A 17,537-nucleotide genomic window follows, 5' to 3' on the forward strand; every position below is an offset into this window, starting at 1 on the left:
ATGGGAAGTGATGTTAAAATAAGATCAATACTTTCGAATTTTCTTGAAATGATATCAAGTCACCTATAAATGAAAAAATAACGTCCCCCATTGTTTTTTCAAATAGGCATATAAAGGAGTTAGCCAATGCAAAACGGTCCAATTTAAACATCCCCATAAAAAGCTAAAATTTTTTTATGGGGGATAAAAAGTGAATAAAAAAAACCGTTCTTTTTCAATTTTACTGACAGGTCAATCTCTTGCGGATATAGGAGATATCCTCTATATCGTAAGTGTTATTAGTATCATTTATCGTCTAACCAATTCCGCTATTTCAACGGCATTGGTGCCATTTATTATTACTTCCAGTATGTTGATTTCAAGCCTACTGACACCAATCTTTACTACGAAGTGTCCTTTGAATCGTTTGCTAACTATTTCTCAAGGCTGTAAAACAGCTGTCCTCGTTGGTCTTGCATCCTATGTAGAATGGGTAGGTGCTAAGCCAATCGTTGTCTATATTTATGTCATGATTGCGATAATTGCCTTACTGGATGGGTGTGCCAATCCCATTCGTCAATCCTTGTTACCTCATTATGTGGAGGAAAAGGATTTGTTGCGAGCAAATAGTATAGCTGAATCGGTTATTCAATCCATTCAAGTGGGTTCTTGGTTCGTTGGAAGTTCCTTGCTTATTCTTTTTACTCCATCTCAACTTTTATGGGTTGTTGTCTTTCTTTTTTTCTTGGCAACAGTTCTTTTAAATCTTTTACCAGATGTCCCTTGGAAACAAAGTCAGCAGACAAAAAAGCGGCAATTACTAGTCGAAGGCTGGCAAACCATTCTGCAAAGCCCTGTGCTAAAAATAGCGGCACGTATGGATTTACTAGAATCTATTGCAGGTGCAGCGTGGGTCGCAGCTATTTTGCTTGTCTTTGTTGAGGAGGCTTTGCAGGTTTCCTCTCAATGGTGGGGTTATCTCAATGGCATTTTTTTCATTGGGATGATTATAGGGAGTATGATATGTCTAAAATGGACTTCAGTTGTCGATCGTAAAAAAGCAGTGTTCATTTGTGGAGGTGCTTTGTTATCAGCTATTTTCACATTGTTCTTTGCCTTTAGTCCGACAGCACTTTTGGCGTTACTTTGCTCGTTTATGATTGGCATTTGTGGACAATTAAAAAACATCCCACAACAGACCATCGTTCAAATAAGTGTCACCAAGGAAAAATTACCAACCGTTTATACCTCTTTAAATGTCATTGTTACTGGGGTATTTGGCATTTCTTCGTTCATTTTGGGCATCTTATCGGAATGGTATGGAGTAAGAATGGTTTTTGTCGTGTCTTCCATGATGCTACTTGTCGTTAGCCTCATAGCTTATAAAAATAAAAAGTTTTTCACGTAAATTAGTGGCCCCTCCTTTCACGGTTGGGGCTATTTTTATAATTTTTATTATGGTTATGAATCACTAGAGGACGGTACGAAATAAATTAATTATGAGACAGCTTTAACACAATTGGACCAATCATCGACAATTTTTGAAGCCTATAATGGGGTAAAATATTAATTTTTGGGCATTGTGGTGTGGCCCATGTCAACAGGAGAGTACCTAATTTAGAGGTATTCTATCAACGCAATTAATGCCACAGCCTATGATAGTCTTGCGAAGGCCGTAGTATGCGATTTTTATAGACAAAGAGGGGATACTACAAAAAAGCTTTGTAGTGATGAATTATCCAAGTACTTTTATTTTTGATGAAGAAGGAAAACTACAATTCAGCAAGAAGGTGAAATCAATCAACAGAAACGAATACAATTAGAGGATGGCATTTAAATATCGAAAAAAGACCGATAGAAATGACAATAAATTCAGAAAAAACGAAACTTTTCCCATATATACGACGTAGAAGTAGTAATTAACGGGAAAGGGGCCCTTAGAATGCGTAGGAAACACGTCATTATTATGGTCATTGCATGGATTGTGGAAATAGTGTTAACGTATTTGATTGCCACTATGTTCACGGTACGATTTATTGAAGTGATGTTTTTCACTGGTGTTGCCTTTACTCTAGGGACATTCTACTTTTCTAGTAGTGGTGGAGCTATGTCTAGACTTTTTGCATCCCAAGTGAGTGCACAAACAGGTATCATTCATGAGCGAGAACGGTTCCAGGTTCAACTTGGTCCGACCTTTTTGGCGTCTCTGCTATTTTTCCTTATTGGATTGGTTTTCTTTATCTTACTTGTAATGGGTATCATTCCACCACAAAATATGTAAAAACTACTTAGTTACGGTGGAGTGCCTTGTTAAAGTCATTCAAACATTCACCCATAAAGAATCAGCTATTCTCAAGAAGGAATAGCTGATTTTTTATGTTAAAATGAATAATTTTTAATTGATACAAGCTTACCTTTATACAGGAGGAACATTTTGGTGGACGTAGTTGATTTCTATCTCTTTCAAGAAATTGACACGGAAGAATTTGTTAGAATCGCAAAGTATTATTTTAACCTAGAAGATGCGACTGAATTTGAAAGTTAGTTGGATATATAATGATGATATCTTATTCAACTAACACCAGTTAGTTGAATAAGAGTTCTTTATGTTATACCGGAGAAGCCTGTGGTATTTTTGTTTTAAAATGAGTGAATAAATAGCAGCCGATAATAACGATCAGTCCTCCAGCTCCTTGCAACCAAGACAGCTTTTCTCCGATAAACAAAAAGGCAAGCAGGGCAGTGAAAATAGGATTAAAGTTTAAAAAAATACCAGAGGCTGTTGCCCCTAAATTCTGTACCCCAATATTCCAAAATACCATACACAAAACAGTAGAGATAATGCCTGTATAGAGGAGTGAAAGAATGAAAGCCGAATCCATATTAGAGATGGTAAAATCCATCCTTGTAAACGGTACAAGCATGAGCACACCGAATATACCTGCGTATAATGTCGCCATTAACGGAGAAGTAGTTTTCATAGCCCATTTACTACAAACCGAATAAAGTCCCCATACACAGACTGCTGCAACCATCCATAAGTCCCCAGTATTCAATTGGAAATCCAGTAATAGCTGCCATTCTCCTTTCGAAAGAACAAGAACCACACCGAATAAAGAGATTGTCATTGCCACAAGTTGCATGCTATTTATTTTTTCTTTTAGCAAAACAAACGAAAAGAGGGCAATTGAGATTGTATTCATCGTTGAAATTAGACCTGCATTAGTGGATGTTGTCCGTTCTAAAGCTAAAAATTGAAAAATATTAAATAAGGCCACACCTGTTATGCCCATTAAGAATAAGGGCACAAGAGCTTGTTTTGCAGGCACTAATTTCTTTTCTTTCCACCAGACGAATGGTACAAGGACGACGACTGCTATTAACCATCTTGCTGTGGTTAATGTCATAGGAGAAGCGTGTGCGACAAGCGTTTTAGCCACGACAAAATTTCCTCCCCAAAGTAGACTCGTGATGAGCATTAAGCCCATATAAAACTTAATCAAGGCATGTAACACTCCTTTCAATAATATGTATACTAAGAATCATAGCATTATTGGATATTTAGCTGTATAATATTTTGTTGAATTGAGTAAATTCAAAATAATTAAAAGTTATTGTAGTTTTTACAAAAAAATCTTCTGTATTTAAGCGTTATATGTCAGTTGTAAGAAATTATCGAAAGGGGGGAAATTGTGGAGGAGATTAAAAATAAGGCGTTAGATAGCGTGGACCTTCAATTATTAGATATTTTGCAGAGAGAGGTTCAACTCAGTAATGCAGAATTGGCTAGACGAGTCAATCTATCCCCGCCAGCAACACATACGAGGGTCAAACGTTTAGAAAATGAAGGATATATCGATCAGCAAGTCGCGATTTTAAATCAGGAGAAATTAGGTTTTGATTTACTGTGCTATGTTTTTATGAGTACAAATATTCATCAAGCAAAGGAACTAGAGGAATTGGAGAACAGCTTGAAAACAATGACCGAAATATTAGAATGTCATTGTTTAACAGGTGCCTATGATTATCTGTTGAAGGTTGTTATACGAGATCGCAAGGAATTGGATTTATTTATTCGAAAATTAAATAAGCTCGGGATTTCTAGAATTCAAACGAACTTATCCTTACGTGAAATTAAATCTTCTACAATATTACCAATATAAAAAAACAGCAAGTTTGAGCAGCGAACGCTCACTTGCTGTTTTTCAGTTATCATGATGACCTTTATTCACTTCATCTATATAACGGTATAAGGTAGATTTACTTATGCCTGTTTCGTTTTTAATGTCCATAAGTGAATAATTTTTACTTTGATACATCGCAAATGCTTTTCGTAAATTATCATCTGATTTTTTGGGTCGTCCAATCGTTTTTCCCGCTTTTTTTGCTTCAACCAGACCAAATGTTGTGGCATGGCTCTTCAGCTGAGTTTGTAGATTAGTAAAGAGGGTGACGGACTCTAATAAATCTAGCTGGAGCAATGATGTATTGGAAATCTGCTCCTCTAGGAACGTAATCCTGACACGGTCTTTTGCAAGGACGTGAAGGACATCTAATAATTGATGAAAGGAGTCTGCTAGCACCACTAGATTTTCAACAACAATTTCATCGCCTGGTTGGATTGTCATTAATAGATCCTCTAGGACATGCCTTTTTTTCGCAAAGGGATGTGCTTCTACAAATAATTGATCTACTTGTCTATCTACTAGCTGTTGTTCTCCTGATTCATCACCAATTATTGGCCGCTTATAGCCGTAAATCATCATTAATCCTCCCAAAATCATTCCTTTTTGGGAATGAGTATGTTATGCTACTTCTTGCTCGTCCCAAATAGGTATCTTTTGGTACGATTTATTCTACTATAACTAAGGGAGTTTATTTATGCAAACGTTAAAAGAACAATGGTTTGGCAATGTCCGTGCTGATCTATTATCAGGTATAGTTGTTGCCCTTGCACTTATTCCCGAAGCCATCGCATTTTCTATTATTGCTGGCGTTGACCCGATGGTAGGTTTGTATGCTTCATTTTGTATCGCGACCATCATCGCCTTTGTAGGGGGAAGACCGGCCATGATTTCCGCTGCTACAGGTGCGATGGCATTGGTGATGACGAGCCTTGTAAAAGATCATGGTCTTCAATATTTATTAGCAGCAACGATTTTAACAGGTATTTTCCAATTGTTATTTGGGGTACTAGGTATTGCTAAGCTAATGCGTTTTATACCTAATGCCGTTATGATTGGCTTTGTCAATGCGCTGGCTATCTTAATTTTTATGGCACAAGTCCCTCACTTTTTAAAAGAAGGGCTTTGGACATATGTATTTATTGGCATAACATTGTTGATCGTGTATATTGTACCTAGATTTTTCAAAGCAATCCCAGCACCATTAATTGCTATCGTTGTCTTAACAATTGTGGCCTTCTCAACAGGTGTGGAATTAAAAACGATTGGAGACTTAGGTTCCATTGAGCGTGCATTACCGTCATTCTTCATTCCAAACGTGCCATTTACAATGGAAACGCTAATAATTATTTTGCCTTATTCATTAGCTCTCTCTATCGTTGGATTACTAGAATCCCTGTTAACCTCGCAAATTGTCGATGATATGACAAGTACGAAAAGTGATAAAAACCGAGAAGCACGTGGGCAAGGTATTGCCAATATTGTCAATGGCTTTTTTGGTGGCATGGCCGGCTGTGCGATGATCGGTCAATCAGTCATTAATGTTAAATCTGGAGGGCGAGGACGTCTATCAACACTAGTGGCAGGGGTCTTTTTAATGTTCCTCATCATTGTCCTTGGCGATTTAGTGGTAGATATTCCAATGCCGGTTTTGGTTGGTATCATGATTATGGTAAGTATTGGTACATTTGACTGGGATTCATTCCGTTATATTGTGACAGCTCCTCGGGCAGATGCATTTGTCATGATTGCTACGGTGCTCATTGTTGTATATACCGATAACTTAGCTATTGGTGTTGTCATCGGTGTTATTTTAAGCGCCCTCTTCTTTGTAGCGAAGGTATCGAAGGTTTCCATCCAGCAAGCAGGTACGACCTTTATCATCGAAGGGCCCTTATTTTTTGCCTCAACGAAAAGCTTTATGCAGGCATTTGAACATATTAAAGCTTCCAGTATTACTATTGATTTATCAAGTAGTCATCTATGGGATGAATCGGCCGTTGGAGCACTCACGAAAGTCAAAGCCCGTCTAGAAGCACAACAAATTGATGTAAACCTAGTAGGCTTAAATCCTGCAAGCCAAGCGTTATATTATCAATTAAATGGCATCACAACCAACCATTAGGAGGTAAGCGTGTATCAGCGTATTTTATTAACAGTAGATGGCTCTGATAATGCGTTTCGAGCAGCACAGGAAGCTATAAAATTAGCCAAGCTGTCCGAAACCTCCACAATCGATATTGTGTATGTGGTGAATGTAGATAAAATAAAGAATGAACTGCTAATCGCTGGCACTATCGACAACGTGGAGCTAGCCCGTCAGCGCAAAATCGCCCCAGTTGAACAGGCATTACAAGAAGCAAACATTTCTTATCAAACAACATTTTTAAAAGGAGACTCTGGTCCCGAAATTGTACGCTATGCCAATGAACAACAAGTAGATCTTGTGGTCATCGGTAGCAGAGGATTAAATAGCTTACAGGAAATGGTCCTTGGCAGTGTTAGCCATAAAGTCATGAAACGTGTACAATGTCCAGCCTTAATCGTAAAATAAAACCAGTTGTCCCAACACCTTGTCAGAAACGACAACACGGTTGGGACAGCTTTTTTTATGCAAGGTTTTTTTGAACTGCTCAACAAAACGTCGGACCCTTTTCCGCGATGAGGAGGAAGAGTCCAGGAAAAGTGATGGATCTCCTTTAAGTGATGAGATAAGTGTTCAAAAAAGTGAAGGATCCGCTCCAAACAATAAGGGAAGCGCTCAAAAAAGAGAAGCCTCCGCTCCAAATGATGGGAAAAGCGCTCAAAAAGTAAGGAACCCGCTCCAAACGATGAGAAAAGCGCTCAAAAAAGAGAAGCTCCCATTCCAAGCGGTGCGAGAAGAAGCGGCTATTTATAATATAATAATGTTTGAAAAAATCAACTCGTTAGTTAGTCTTGAGGTGATTATTTTTTTGGATATTTATGTTAAAATTAATTTTAAGTAAATCATCGAATTCCCCTTTATGCTATGTTGATATGTATCATCGACAAGCGGTGTTTCCTTATTGAGCTAGCTGCGTATTTTGGTAGAAAAGAGTGATGTGGAATGACTAAAGATAAAAAACAATCTAAGAAAAGAGGTAGTAAAGTCATATACGGTACGACGCCTGAAGAACGATTTAAAGAAGTACACGGAATGACAATAGAGGAATGGCAAGCAAAAGAAGTAGAAATGTTTAAAGCTAAAACAGGTATGAGTTCCGACGAATGGTATAGACAACAGGTTAATTCTTCAACACCAATTGATTATTTAATAAAAAGTAATGGCGGTGTTTCTCAGGATGATATCGAACTGGTGCGAGATTTACAAGAGTTGGGATTAAACGATAGCGTTATAAATGTATTGTTAGATTATGTAAAAATTGTTAATAGAATTGGTTTTATTCACCCGTTAGTAAGAGAAATGGGGGAATGTTGGCTCAAAAAAAATATCGTAACTATGGAAAGTGCAATAGCTTTTGTCAGAGAAGAGTGGGATAAATAAGGTTCGCGGACCCTTATTAAACTAATGGTGCAAAATTGTCCACCTATAGTTTTTATAATAAAAATATAAGGAGAGCTAAATGGATTATTTCTTCATAATTCTAATGGGCTTTTTTATCGTTATTGCAAATATTATTGGGTTTATCTCATACAGAAAAAAGAAGAATCTCTATTTTTCTGCTTTTACAATATTACTACTAGCAATCTTTTTTGGTGCGCTCGGTGGAACATTAGCAATAATAATTATTCGAGATCCTTTCGCGCTGTTTTATGGCATGCAACTTGGGTATTATTTAATGATAAATAGTGCTATCGTTTTTATTATTGCCATTTTAGCAACTGTTGTAAAAAAATATAACAGCAAAAACATTTGATTCGCTACTTTACTTTAAAAAGAGTTTTGCGAAATGATATGTTAATGAAAAAAGAGGGATGACCATATTCATTTTATTTGGATTATTCATTTCATTTATTACGGTTATTTTATTTCTGATGTTATGTGCGAACATAATGATTTCTACCATTACAAAGAAAGCTTTTCCTAAAAAAATGCTCATTGCAACATTGTTAGGCATTGTTCTGACATCTTCAATCTTTGTATATAAAATGTACTTTTTTTCATTCAGTAATATTGATAGAGAATTTATTCAAAAAGGACCTGGACCTGTAACATCCCCTACAGAAAAGTATGATGCTAATGCTTATTACGAACCATATGGTGGAGCTGCAGGTGGTGTAAATGTATGGGTTGAAATTACAAATAATATGGAGAAAAGTAAGGTCAAAACAGTTTATTATAGTGATGCTAAGAGTAATTTTGCGATGGAATGGCTGGATGAGGATACGCTGTACATAGTAAATGATGACCCCAGCTATCCAAATTCAAATAGAAGCATCCAATTAATAATTGATAAAGAGATTTATCATGAAAATGGATTGGCTTGTAAAAGTTTGTTAATGAAAGATGAATATGAAACTTGCTATCAAAACTTCAGGAAAGACCCTTGATTCTCAGTGTTGTAGGGTGGTTTTGCATTACCTATACTTAAATCAAAAAAATAATTCAATTTTGAACTTTTTTTAAAGTGGAGTTTTTTTGTTTGCTATAAATTATTTATTAATATTAGGTATTGATTTAAAGAGATAAGAACGTATGGCAATGTGTGAAAACAGCTCAATAAGTATAGAACCCGCTCCAAATGAAGGGCAAGCGCTCTATAATGTAAGGAACCCGCTCCAAATGAAGGGAGAAGCGCTCGAAAAACAGAAGTCTCCGCTCCCCAAATGATGGGAAAAGCGCTCAAAAAAGTAAGGAACCCGCTCCAAATGAAGGGAGAAGCGCTCAAAAAAGAGAAGCCCCCGCTCCAATGGATGGGAAAAGCGCTCAATAAAGTAAGGAAGCTGCTCCAAACGATGAGAGAAGCGCTCAAAAAAGAGAAGCCTCCGCTCCAAACGATGATAGAAGCGCTCAAAAAAGAGAAGCCTCCGCTCCAAACGATGATAGAAGCGCTCGAAAAAGAGAAGCCTCCGCTCCAAACAATGAGAGAACCGCTCATAAAAGAGTTATCCCCGCTCAAACTAATAAGGCAACCGCTCAAAAAAACTAAAACCCGCTCCAAAATGTAAGAAGCAATCCCCACAAAAACAAATCGTTCCATCCTATCCTATACATGCAACTGATTAGTTGCTTCTAATTGACGTGCAACCAAATAGTTGCATATAATCGATGTATGAATTGGGATAAAGACGCTATTTTTAAAGCACTTGGGGATTCGACACGGAGACTTATATTAGACGAACTAGCCGAACGTGACGAGATGACGTTGTATGAATTGACGGTTCGCCTTCTCATGAAGTATGAACTTTCTATTTCGAGACAGGGGATTGCCAAACATCTTTCAGTGTTAGAAAATGCAGGACTCGTCACATCACAACGTAAGGGAAAATATCGAGTGATGATCTTCAATAAAGAACCACTTCAAGATTTGCTGAAAGGATGGGTAGAGTAAAGGAAGAGACGGCACTGGCACTACACCACAAAGACAAGGAGGAAAATATATTGAATATCATAGTAAGCAGTATATTTGTACAAGATCAGGCGAAGGCACTGGCATTTTATACGGAGAAGCTAGGGTTTGTAAAAAAGGAGGATGTTCCTATAGGTAAATATAGATGGTTAACGCTTGTTGCGCCTAATGATCAAGAGGGTCCGGAGCTTTTGCTCGAACCAGATGAGCACCCTGCAGCAAAAGATTATCAAAAGAGGATTTTCGCAGAAGGGATTCCCGCAACGATGTTTGGTGTTGCAGATATAGAAAAAGAGTACGCGAGTTTGCTGGAGAAGGATGTAAAGTTTACTATGCACCGACCAAAACAGGGGATGTCACAATAGCAGTTTTCGACGACACTTGTGGGAATCTTATACAGATTATACAAAGATAGTCCAAAATAGAAGCGTGTTTTGATGGTATTTCATCAAAACACGCTTTTCCTATTAGTCATCAAGTACCAAAACACTTTGATGTTCTTTTGGCTCTGCATTGACGGTCTGTTCTTTGGCTTCGGCTTCCTCACTAGGCGGAGCTTGTTCCGCGGAGCAGGCAGCCAGGAAAAGTAGCACAATACTTAGTAACAGTAATTTCTGCATGTGACAAACCTCCATCGAGCAAACGTTGATAGGAATAGTTTGCGCAAATTCATACAGAATATGTTAAGCATAAAAAATTTAAGCTACTGTATTACTAATAACGGTACTAAAGCCATTTTCTGATGCATTGTTGATAAGCTGTTGGATCGAATTCACGGCTTGCTCTGAGAAGATATACCAGCTATTTTCGGAAACATCATGTAGAAGTACCTTAGGATAGCCTTCTAGTAGTTCTTCTGGGAACGGACCGTTTAATGAATAAATATCAAATTGCTTGATACTCTTATTGTCATGAGTCATAAAATCATACTGGCCAAGCTTGTAGTAAGACCCAGGTTCATCTAAATTAAAGTGCCAATAATATTCCTTTGGAGCTTCTACTTTGTCGCCTTTCTTTTCTTGGAAAATTTTATAAATAGCGTTGTGATAGGCATTGCCCTTTATCTCCTGAATGATACCACCCATTGTCATATGGTATTCATATTGTAGGGCCTTTATTTTTTCATTTTCAATCAGCAATGGTTTAGTGGCAATAGACACTGTTCCTTGCTTGTAATCTACTTGGCTGCCAAATGTTTCGGCAATAAAGCGGAGCGGTACATAGGTACGGTTATTTTTAATGTAAGGTTTTACATCTAATTGCTCCTTTTTGCCATTTTTAATGACTGTTTGATTGTTGACATTTAAAGAAACCGTTGTTTGATTCATCGATAGGGTAATTTTCGAATCTTTCCAATCAACTTGGGCACCAAGGTTTTCGCTGATTACACGTAAAGGTACCATTGTTCGATTGTTTTTTTGCTCGGGTGCTGTATCCGTTTTTACTACAACATCGTCAATCTTAATTTGAGTCGTGGCAGCTTCAGCCGGTGAAGCCATCCATAACATTGATGTTATACAAAGTCCTGTGAAAATTTTCTTCATGGTAATAAACCTCCTATATATAAAAAATTGCCACATATACAATTTTACCATAATATTCTTCTGTTTTTAATAAAATTTTTGTATAAATACCGTAGCGTATAATCCGATTATGTTATCTAATACTAAAACTGAAAGGAGGTTATTCTGTGAAATTTTTAACTTGGGGCATTGTAGGTGTGGCGCTTTTTGCAGCCATGAAAGGCTATGGGAAATCAAACCAAGGACAGAAGGAAAGCTTTCAGCAAACGACAACACCTGTTCAATTAGTTGCAAATGCTAATCCACTGACAGCCAATACACCGAAACAATAACATGAAATATAGGCTTATAGATTGATTTTAATCTATAAGCTTACTAAATTTTACATAAATATCCCATTGGTATAATAGATTGCGAGAAAATGGGTGTAGATGCTTCATTTTAAAAATTATCATGATGACGATTTAGAAGTAATCAATTATTTTATGTACATAATGTCAACGCTCAAGATTATTCAGAGGCACAATTGGGGGCTTGAGCACCTTCAGAAATGCAGCAACAAAGTTTATTGGTTAGAAGTTGAAGACGTTCGGACAAGAATATATCGAGCCTTAGAAATAAATAAAGGTGGAAATTGTCTACCGCAACAAAATGGTTAAATCTTATTTTGATTTGCATCTGATAAAGGTAACTTAATAATTAGCAATGAATAATGAAGCAAAAGACCCGAATTAGTTCAGGAATCGATGAATGGTTAAAATCGCTTGGAAATGCAACCCTTCATGAAAGATAGTGCGTAGCAGTACTTGTTCAATGGTTTGCATGCCCATGTCAATAGGGGGAAATTCTTCAGCCAATCGTTCACCATATCGTTCCTTGACTTGGTCAGGCTGCCGAGCCAAGTACTTTTTTAATTCCTCAAAGGTTGGCGTTTCTTTGTCAAAATGATTCGGCGATGTGCCAAAACCAAACCATTTCATGAAAACGTCTAGCTCCGCATCCTTTTCTTTTGTTAATGCTTCTATCCATAAATATTGATCGAGAAAGAGATGGCCCAAATTCCAGCGAATATTATTATGAAAACCAGTTGGAATGATATTTGCCTCTTCTTCAGACACATGCTCTAGGAAGTGGAGCAACTCGCTACGGTAATGAGCTAATTGCTCAAATAAATTTTCTTGACGTTGATTCAAGTTAAACCCTCCTTTTTAGTATGTATTGGCTAACATTCTTCATTTTCCTGCAAAAAAAGAAGAACACATATCGTGTTCTTCTTCAAATTATCTACTTTGTGTCTGTAACGCTAAACGGACGCCGAGACCGATATAAACGAAGCCAACAGTCTTTTCAAGCCAACGTGAGCTACCACTCGTTTTCGTAAAGATTTTCTCACCGATGAAGCTTGTAATAATTGCTAGTAGGATAGTATACAAGGCACTCATTACGACAAATGTAATCCCCAGCGTTAGCAATTGGCTTGTGACAGATTGTTCATTGTGCTGAATAAATTGTGGTAGGAAGGCAAGGAAAAATAATGCCGTCTTCGGGTTTAAAATTTCTGCCAAAAACCCTTGGCGGAATGACGTACTAGCAGGGCTTTGTTCCACAGTTGGTTGTTCGATTTTCTTTGGTTTTGTGAGGAGCATTTGAATACCTAAATACACAAGGTAGGCTACCCCTATATATTTCACCACTTCAAAGGCAGTGGCTGATTTCATTAAAATAGCAGAAAGACCTAAAACAGCCGCTAATGTATGCACTAAATCTCCAAGACCAATGCCTAAAGCTGTATAGATCCCATTCTTTTTACCACTTTTTAATGTTTGTGTAATCGTGATAATGACAGCAGGACCTGGAATTAAAAATAATAAAAGAACTATTGCAATAAAAGATAACATGCTAAACCATCCTATTCTAATAAACTAATCATTCTAGGGTGAATGCATGGAATATTATATTCTAGCTACAGTGCGGCTGTCGATAAAGAAATATTGAAAAAGTAATGAAAAAATATTCAGAAAAGTAATTTAACGGGGGAGTGATTGCAATGAGCAGATCTTTAGGCTTACAACTACTATTTGCTGTGGTCATTATTATGATTAGCGTTTATGGTCTCGTAACAAAGGATTTTACGTTTTTACCTGTTACGTTTACCTTATTAGGCTTAACATTTGTACTTATCGGGGTGAGAGAGTGGCGAAAGGAGAAAAAATCGGCAATGAGCATCGTATCATTTGGCACAGCTTGTTTTCTATTTTTGGTTGTAGCACTGTCATTTTTTCCTTAAGCTCTATTTTTAATACCAACTACTAATAATTAGTGTTAGAATAAGGCTATAAAAAGCTGTGGAGGGATTACGTATGTTAACTGGTCAACAAATTCAAGAAATTTTACCACACTGTTATCCATTTCTTTTAGTAGATCGTGTGTTGGAATTAGAGGAAGGAAAGCGAGCAGTGGGGCTAAAAAATGTGACCATCAATGAGGAGTTCTTTAACGGTCATTTTTCACATTACCCTGTAATGCCTGGTGTGCTAATTGTAGAAGCACTAGCACAAGTCAGTGCAGTCATTATGCTAACAAAGGAGGGGAATGAGGGACGCTTAGGTTTATTGGCAGGTATTGATCATTGTCGCTTTAAAAAAGAAGTAAAACCTGGTGATCAACTACGCCTTGAGGTGACCATTACACGAGTTAAGGGAGCAATAGGAAAAGGGACAGGAATAGCGACTGTAGATGGAGAAATCGTATGTGAAACGGATCTTGTTTTTGCGTTTGGTAATTAAAAAAATTTCGCAAATGGAGGTGCTAGTATGAAGTATACCATCATGCTGTATATCGCTATTTGTATGATGCAAATTATCATTTTAACGAACATTACTATTGCTAAAGGTGCTTATAATGGACTGGCAATGTGGCTCTGTACGACGGTTTTTGTCTTTGCTTCTACCATGTTTGGGCTAAGCTGGCAACAGAAAAGCACTAAAAAATAGTAACTTTACTTTCTGACGTACTACTTCTCCATCTTTCTATCATATAGTATAAGGTCTAATTGTTTTTATCATGAGCGAATGAGGAGGTTTAAGGGTCGCCTTCATTAACATTAAAGATGAGCTATTAAAGCCTGAGAAAGCGCTGGCGAATGATTTTGGGGATCAATTTGTGCTTAAGTTTCATAAAAATATACTTCATAAAAAGCTAAACGATGAGGTATATAGGTCTTATTTTGTTATTTTTCAACAGCAATATACAATTCAAGAGGTTCAATATATCATCCGAATTTTAAAATTACAGGCGGATGAAATTATGCGTTATAAGCCTATTTTTATCACGTTAAGTGGGGTTATTCTGTCCGTATTGATGTTCATTGCTGCGACGATGAATAACATGTTCTTAGTGGGGATGTCGCTTGTCCAGCTTGTGTCAATAACGGTATTAAGCTTTACGATCACTGTTTTAATGATTTCCTTTAAAATTGAAAAAGAGTATAAACGAGTGCAAGATGTCATTGCGTTGTTAGATTATTATGTTCAGATTAATCAGGTAGGGAGTGACCATCATGCAAAAGACGATTGATCAATTACATTATTGGATCATAAAAGTGCCCGAATTATTTCATGTGATGACAGCAGAAGAAATAGCGCATCGACCTGCGGAAAAAAAGTGGTCTAAAAAAGAAATAGTTGGTCATTTATGTGATTCGGCTATAGTTAATCTTGAAAGACTAATAAACATCCAGTATAAGGCTTCACCATACGTAGTGACTACATACGACCAAGTGCGATGGGTCGAGTTACAGGGTTATCAAGAAATGCCAATAGAAGCTATTTTACAGCTATGGACGAGCTTAAACAAAAAAATCATCTATGTGCTGGAAAACATACCTGAAAAATCGTTAGAACTACCGATTGTTATGAATCAGCAACATTTGACACTAGCATCGCTTATTCAAGATTATGTGCAACATTTGGAACATCATATACAACATCAAATTTGCGAAACGTAAGCATTTTTTTATGAAATCCTCAAATAATAAAGTACGAAAAAATTATTTGGGGACGTGAAAATGTGAAAAAGCTTTTACTGTTTTTACTACCACTTTGTCTAATTACCGTGTCATTTTTTTATATGAAAGTGAGTTCTTCTGAGAATAAAGGAAGAAAGTATTATGAAGAAGCGGGACAAATTCTTTGGGAAATCCAAACAGATGAAAAAATCATTGCCTTAACTTTTGATGATGGCCCGCATCGTAAATATACAGCAGAAATTCTCGATGTCTTGGAGCAATATAATGCGAAAGCTACCTTTTTTATTGTCGGTCAAAATGCAGAAAAAAATCCAGAACTCCTTTCAAGAATGTATGAAGAGGGGCATGAATTAGCCAATCACACATTTACGCACCCTTTAAAAACAAATGTGCCGAACTTAATGAAAGAAATTCAACAAACCGATGAAGTAATTGTTGGTATTACGGGCTATCAGCCAACATTATTCCGGCCGGTCGAGGGACAATATACCGATGCAATGATTGAAGCAATTGCCAAGGAAGGCTATAAAGTCGTGATGTGGTCCTGGCATTTGGATACGCTAGATTGGAAAAGCCCTGGAGTCCATCGTATCGTTAACACGGTACTGAAAGGTGTGAAGGCTGGTAATATTGTTCTCTTTCATGATGGTGGTGGAAACCGAGCCCAAACAGTCAAAGCACTGGAGCAGATTCTACCTGAGCTGGAAAAACAGGGTTATCAATTTGTAACAGTTTCTGAATTGATGGAAATACAGGGGACGCCGAAGAAAATGGAAAAAAAACAGTAGTGTTGAAGCAAAACGTCTTCAACACTTTTTCTTTATGTAAAGGGTTATTTTAACATTTTTTTAATTTGTTTAAGCTCAGTAATTAAATAATCAATTTGTTTCTGCATATTATCTATTTTCACTGTTTGATTGCCATTCCCGTTGCCATTATTATTTTGAGAAGAATCATTGTTCGCGTTTTGGAGCGCTTCTAGTACAAGACCAGCTGCAATGGTCTGTAAGCCATCCCCTAGTGTTGAAATGGCTGTACCAATATAAGATAGCTTAGCCGCGTAAATTTCTATGGATTCATTGCCTTGGTTTTGTTTATTATTTCTCCCCATTGTTTTTCCTCCTTACATGTGTCATTACTAGCATCATATGCGTAAGCTTAAGAAAAGGCGATTCACGTTCACGATAATGCTATTTGAATCATTCACCAATAATGGTAAAATTAGCAGAAATCATTATTGGAGGAAATGCCATGTCACAGGTAGAAATGCTTGAAATGAACGGAGAATGGTTAGAGGGAATGGGCAGTTTCTGTTTACGGAGCAAAAAGAATTCGCCAGGCTATCTAAACAAAAACAAATGGCTCAATCAACAATTTGAAAAAGGTTTACACTACATACAGCTACTTGAAAATGGTAAACAAGTAGGTTTTATTGAGTATGCAGATGCGGAGTACTCGTCGAGGGTCGTTTATGCTGATGGCTTTGTAGTTATTCATTGTCTCTGGGTGAGTGCAGTGGGCAAGGGTTACGGAACACAATTACTGAAAAAATGTTTAGAGGATGCCAAAAAGAGAGGGAAAAAAGGAGTAGTCGTCCTATCGAATGATCAAACATCCTGGACACCGAGCAAGGATTTATTTTTACAGCACCAATTTCAATGTATTGCAACAGCACCTTATGATTTCGAATTATTAATGTTTGCATTACAAGAAAATATTGATTTGCCCTACTTTCCTAATAACTGGAAGGAACGATTGGCGAAATTTCAAAACCTAACTATTTTGCGTTCGTTTCAATGCCCCTATGTTGAAGTAGCTACAGATAACATTCAAGTAGCGGCGAATAAATTAGGATTGATACCAGATCTGATTGACCTTCAAAATAGAGAGGATCTGATGGAAAAATCGCCTACTCCATATGGCATTTTTTCTGTCGTTTATAAAGGGCAACTTATTACCTTTCATCGATTAACCGTCCATTCGGTCTATAAAAAACTGCAAAAATTAATGAATAGTTAATGAGGTGCAACTTTTTTGCTCTCTTGCACGTTATATTCTTATAGCATTTCTATGTTTCTTTTAGTTTTTTGTTGACTGCTACTAGGAAATGAGTAAAATTAAAAGGCAGTACCATTATATGTCTAAACTTAGGTGAATAGGTGCTAGATTACTAGATAGGATGAAGCATGATTGGACATGGTCTGTCATGAAATTTTGACAGTCTTTTTCTTTTCGTCTTCTGTATAACCTGTTAAGATGGTAGTAGTGTGAC

Annotated in this window: 26 protein-coding genes and 1 pseudogene; 20 read left to right on the forward strand and 7 right to left on the reverse strand. The window is 37.0% G+C overall.

All coding sequences use genetic code 11. The annotated features are described in order from the left end of the window. The first annotated feature begins 190 nt into the window (after positions 1-190). A complete protein-coding gene (locus MKY49_RS10635; protein WP_341386179.1) occupies positions 191-1,387 on the forward strand; it encodes an MFS transporter in 1,197 nt (398 codons plus the stop codon). Positions 1,388-1,921: 534 nt separating this feature from the next. After that, the gene (locus tag MKY49_RS10640) at positions 1,922-2,260 is read left to right on the forward strand and encodes a hypothetical protein (protein ID WP_322605078.1); all 339 of its coding nucleotides are present in this window, start codon (positions 1,922-1,924) and stop codon (positions 2,258-2,260) included. A 328-nt stretch (positions 2,261-2,588) separates the two neighbouring features. Here the strand turns inward: MKY49_RS10640 and MKY49_RS10645 are convergent, their stop codons facing one another. Further along, entirely contained in the window at positions 2,589-3,467 is an 879-nt protein-coding gene (locus tag MKY49_RS10645; RefSeq protein WP_274797319.1) for a DMT family transporter, read from the reverse strand. 204 nt (positions 3,468-3,671) lie between these two features. On the opposite strand from MKY49_RS10645, the gene MKY49_RS10650 reads away from it, so the two are divergent. Further along, on the forward strand, positions 3,672-4,142 hold the full coding sequence (locus MKY49_RS10650; protein ID WP_312506872.1) for an Lrp/AsnC family transcriptional regulator: 471 nt from the start codon (positions 3,672-3,674) through the stop codon (positions 4,140-4,142). 42 nt (positions 4,143-4,184) lie between these two features. On the opposite strand, the gene MKY49_RS10655 is transcribed toward MKY49_RS10650, so the two are convergent. After that, on the reverse strand, positions 4,185-4,742 hold the full coding sequence (locus MKY49_RS10655) for a recombinase family protein (RefSeq protein ID WP_322605079.1): 558 nt from the start codon (positions 4,740-4,742) through the stop codon (positions 4,185-4,187). Between the two features lie 118 nt (positions 4,743-4,860). On the opposite strand from MKY49_RS10655, the gene MKY49_RS10660 reads away from it, so the two are divergent. The 9 genes and pseudogenes from MKY49_RS10660 to MKY49_RS10700 all read left to right on the forward strand — a co-directional run bounded on the left by MKY49_RS10660 (position 4,861) and on the right by MKY49_RS10700 (position 10,130). Next, positions 4,861-6,288: a SulP family inorganic anion transporter gene (locus MKY49_RS10660; protein WP_341386181.1), complete on the forward strand. Its 1,428-nt coding sequence runs from the start codon at positions 4,861-4,863 to the stop codon at positions 6,286-6,288. Between the two features lie 9 nt (positions 6,289-6,297). Further along, positions 6,298-6,717 carry a universal stress protein gene (locus tag MKY49_RS10665; protein ID WP_274797116.1) on the forward strand — a complete coding sequence of 140 codons (420 nt, stop codon included), beginning with the start codon at positions 6,298-6,300 and terminating at the stop codon, positions 6,715-6,717. Positions 6,718-6,736: 19 nt separating this feature from the next. Beyond that, the gene (locus tag MKY49_RS10670; protein ID WP_341386182.1) at positions 6,737-7,150 is read left to right on the forward strand and encodes a hypothetical protein; all 414 of its coding nucleotides are present in this window, start codon (positions 6,737-6,739) and stop codon (positions 7,148-7,150) included. A 101-nt stretch (positions 7,151-7,251) separates the two neighbouring features. After that, the gene (locus MKY49_RS10675) at positions 7,252-7,689 is read left to right on the forward strand and encodes a hypothetical protein (protein ID WP_274797118.1); all 438 of its coding nucleotides are present in this window, start codon (positions 7,252-7,254) and stop codon (positions 7,687-7,689) included. Positions 7,690-7,768: 79 nt separating this feature from the next. Further along, positions 7,769-8,062: a 3-isopropylmalate dehydrogenase gene (locus MKY49_RS10680; RefSeq protein WP_313470511.1), complete on the forward strand. Its 294-nt coding sequence runs from the start codon at positions 7,769-7,771 to the stop codon at positions 8,060-8,062. Positions 8,063-8,198: 136 nt separating this feature from the next. Next, positions 8,199-8,696: a DUF5412 family protein gene (locus tag MKY49_RS10685; RefSeq protein WP_274797120.1), complete on the forward strand. Its 498-nt coding sequence runs from the start codon at positions 8,199-8,201 to the stop codon at positions 8,694-8,696. A 318-nt stretch (positions 8,697-9,014) separates the two neighbouring features. Then, complete coding sequence (locus MKY49_RS10690) at positions 9,015-9,314, forward strand: hypothetical protein (RefSeq protein WP_341386184.1); 300 nt, start codon at positions 9,015-9,017, stop codon at positions 9,312-9,314. A gap of 104 nt (positions 9,315-9,418) precedes the next feature. Continuing rightward, the gene (locus tag MKY49_RS10695) at positions 9,419-9,697 is read left to right on the forward strand and encodes an ArsR/SmtB family transcription factor (protein ID WP_313470507.1); all 279 of its coding nucleotides are present in this window, start codon (positions 9,419-9,421) and stop codon (positions 9,695-9,697) included. Between the two features lie 50 nt (positions 9,698-9,747). After that, a pseudogene (locus MKY49_RS10700) lies at positions 9,748-10,130 on the forward strand (VOC family protein). 52 nt (positions 10,131-10,182) lie between these two features. Here MKY49_RS10700 and MKY49_RS10705 read toward each other — a convergent pair. Beyond that, positions 10,183-10,335: a hypothetical protein gene (locus MKY49_RS10705; protein ID WP_313470503.1), complete on the reverse strand. Its 153-nt coding sequence runs from the start codon at positions 10,333-10,335 to the stop codon at positions 10,183-10,185. 78 nt (positions 10,336-10,413) lie between these two features. Then, positions 10,414-11,259 carry a copper amine oxidase N-terminal domain-containing protein gene (locus MKY49_RS10710; RefSeq protein WP_341386185.1) on the reverse strand — a complete coding sequence of 282 codons (846 nt, stop codon included), beginning with the start codon at positions 11,257-11,259 and terminating at the stop codon, positions 10,414-10,416. A 146-nt stretch (positions 11,260-11,405) separates the two neighbouring features. On the opposite strand from MKY49_RS10710, the gene MKY49_RS10715 reads away from it, so the two are divergent. Further along, positions 11,406-11,570 carry a hypothetical protein gene (locus MKY49_RS10715; RefSeq protein WP_274797126.1) on the forward strand — a complete coding sequence of 55 codons (165 nt, stop codon included), beginning with the start codon at positions 11,406-11,408 and terminating at the stop codon, positions 11,568-11,570. A 399-nt stretch (positions 11,571-11,969) separates the two neighbouring features. On the opposite strand, the gene MKY49_RS10720 is transcribed toward MKY49_RS10715, so the two are convergent. Beyond that, on the reverse strand, positions 11,970-12,431 hold the full coding sequence (locus MKY49_RS10720) for a DinB family protein (protein WP_341386186.1): 462 nt from the start codon (positions 12,429-12,431) through the stop codon (positions 11,970-11,972). An 87-nt stretch (positions 12,432-12,518) separates the two neighbouring features. Continuing rightward, positions 12,519-13,136, reverse strand: a complete 618-nt coding sequence (locus MKY49_RS10725; RefSeq protein ID WP_274797127.1) for a LysE family translocator — start codon at positions 13,134-13,136, stop codon at positions 12,519-12,521. Positions 13,137-13,285: 149 nt separating this feature from the next. On the opposite strand from MKY49_RS10725, the gene MKY49_RS10730 reads away from it, so the two are divergent. From MKY49_RS10730 to MKY49_RS10755, 6 genes are all read left to right on the forward strand, one after another. Beyond that, positions 13,286-13,525 carry a DUF3953 domain-containing protein gene (locus MKY49_RS10730; protein ID WP_341386187.1) on the forward strand — a complete coding sequence of 80 codons (240 nt, stop codon included), beginning with the start codon at positions 13,286-13,288 and terminating at the stop codon, positions 13,523-13,525. Positions 13,526-13,598: 73 nt separating this feature from the next. Next, positions 13,599-14,024, forward strand: coding sequence for a 3-hydroxyacyl-ACP dehydratase FabZ (gene fabZ / locus MKY49_RS10735; protein WP_341386188.1), 426 nt, complete (start codon positions 13,599-13,601; stop codon positions 14,022-14,024). A 27-nt stretch (positions 14,025-14,051) separates the two neighbouring features. Beyond that, the gene (locus tag MKY49_RS10740) at positions 14,052-14,231 is read left to right on the forward strand and encodes a hypothetical protein (protein ID WP_341386189.1); all 180 of its coding nucleotides are present in this window, start codon (positions 14,052-14,054) and stop codon (positions 14,229-14,231) included. Positions 14,232-14,400: 169 nt separating this feature from the next. Then, the gene (locus tag MKY49_RS10745) at positions 14,401-14,814 is read left to right on the forward strand and encodes a hydroxymyristoyl-ACP dehydratase (protein WP_322605086.1); all 414 of its coding nucleotides are present in this window, start codon (positions 14,401-14,403) and stop codon (positions 14,812-14,814) included. Next, entirely contained in the window at positions 14,798-15,244 is a 447-nt protein-coding gene (locus tag MKY49_RS10750) for a DinB family protein (protein ID WP_322605087.1), read from the forward strand. Before MKY49_RS10745 ends, MKY49_RS10750 begins: the two co-directional genes overlap by 17 nt. 62 nt (positions 15,245-15,306) lie before the next feature. Next, positions 15,307-16,053 (forward strand): polysaccharide deacetylase family protein, encoded by a 747-nt coding sequence (locus MKY49_RS10755; RefSeq protein ID WP_322605088.1) that lies wholly within the window; start codon positions 15,307-15,309, stop codon positions 16,051-16,053. 44 nt (positions 16,054-16,097) lie between these two features. On the opposite strand, the gene MKY49_RS10760 is transcribed toward MKY49_RS10755, so the two are convergent. After that, complete coding sequence (locus MKY49_RS10760) at positions 16,098-16,376, reverse strand: translation initiation factor 2 (protein WP_274797135.1); 279 nt, start codon at positions 16,374-16,376, stop codon at positions 16,098-16,100. 140 nt (positions 16,377-16,516) lie between these two features. Between MKY49_RS10760 and MKY49_RS10765 the strand changes: the two genes are divergently transcribed. Then, a complete protein-coding gene (locus MKY49_RS10765; RefSeq protein ID WP_341386190.1) occupies positions 16,517-17,284 on the forward strand; it encodes a GNAT family N-acetyltransferase in 768 nt (255 codons plus the stop codon). Positions 17,285-17,537: the final 253 nt, after the last annotated feature.

It is taken from the genome of Lysinibacillus sp. FSL M8-0134, from assembly GCF_038069745.1.
Lineage (GTDB): Bacteria > Bacillota > Bacilli > Bacillales_A > Planococcaceae > Lysinibacillus > Lysinibacillus irui.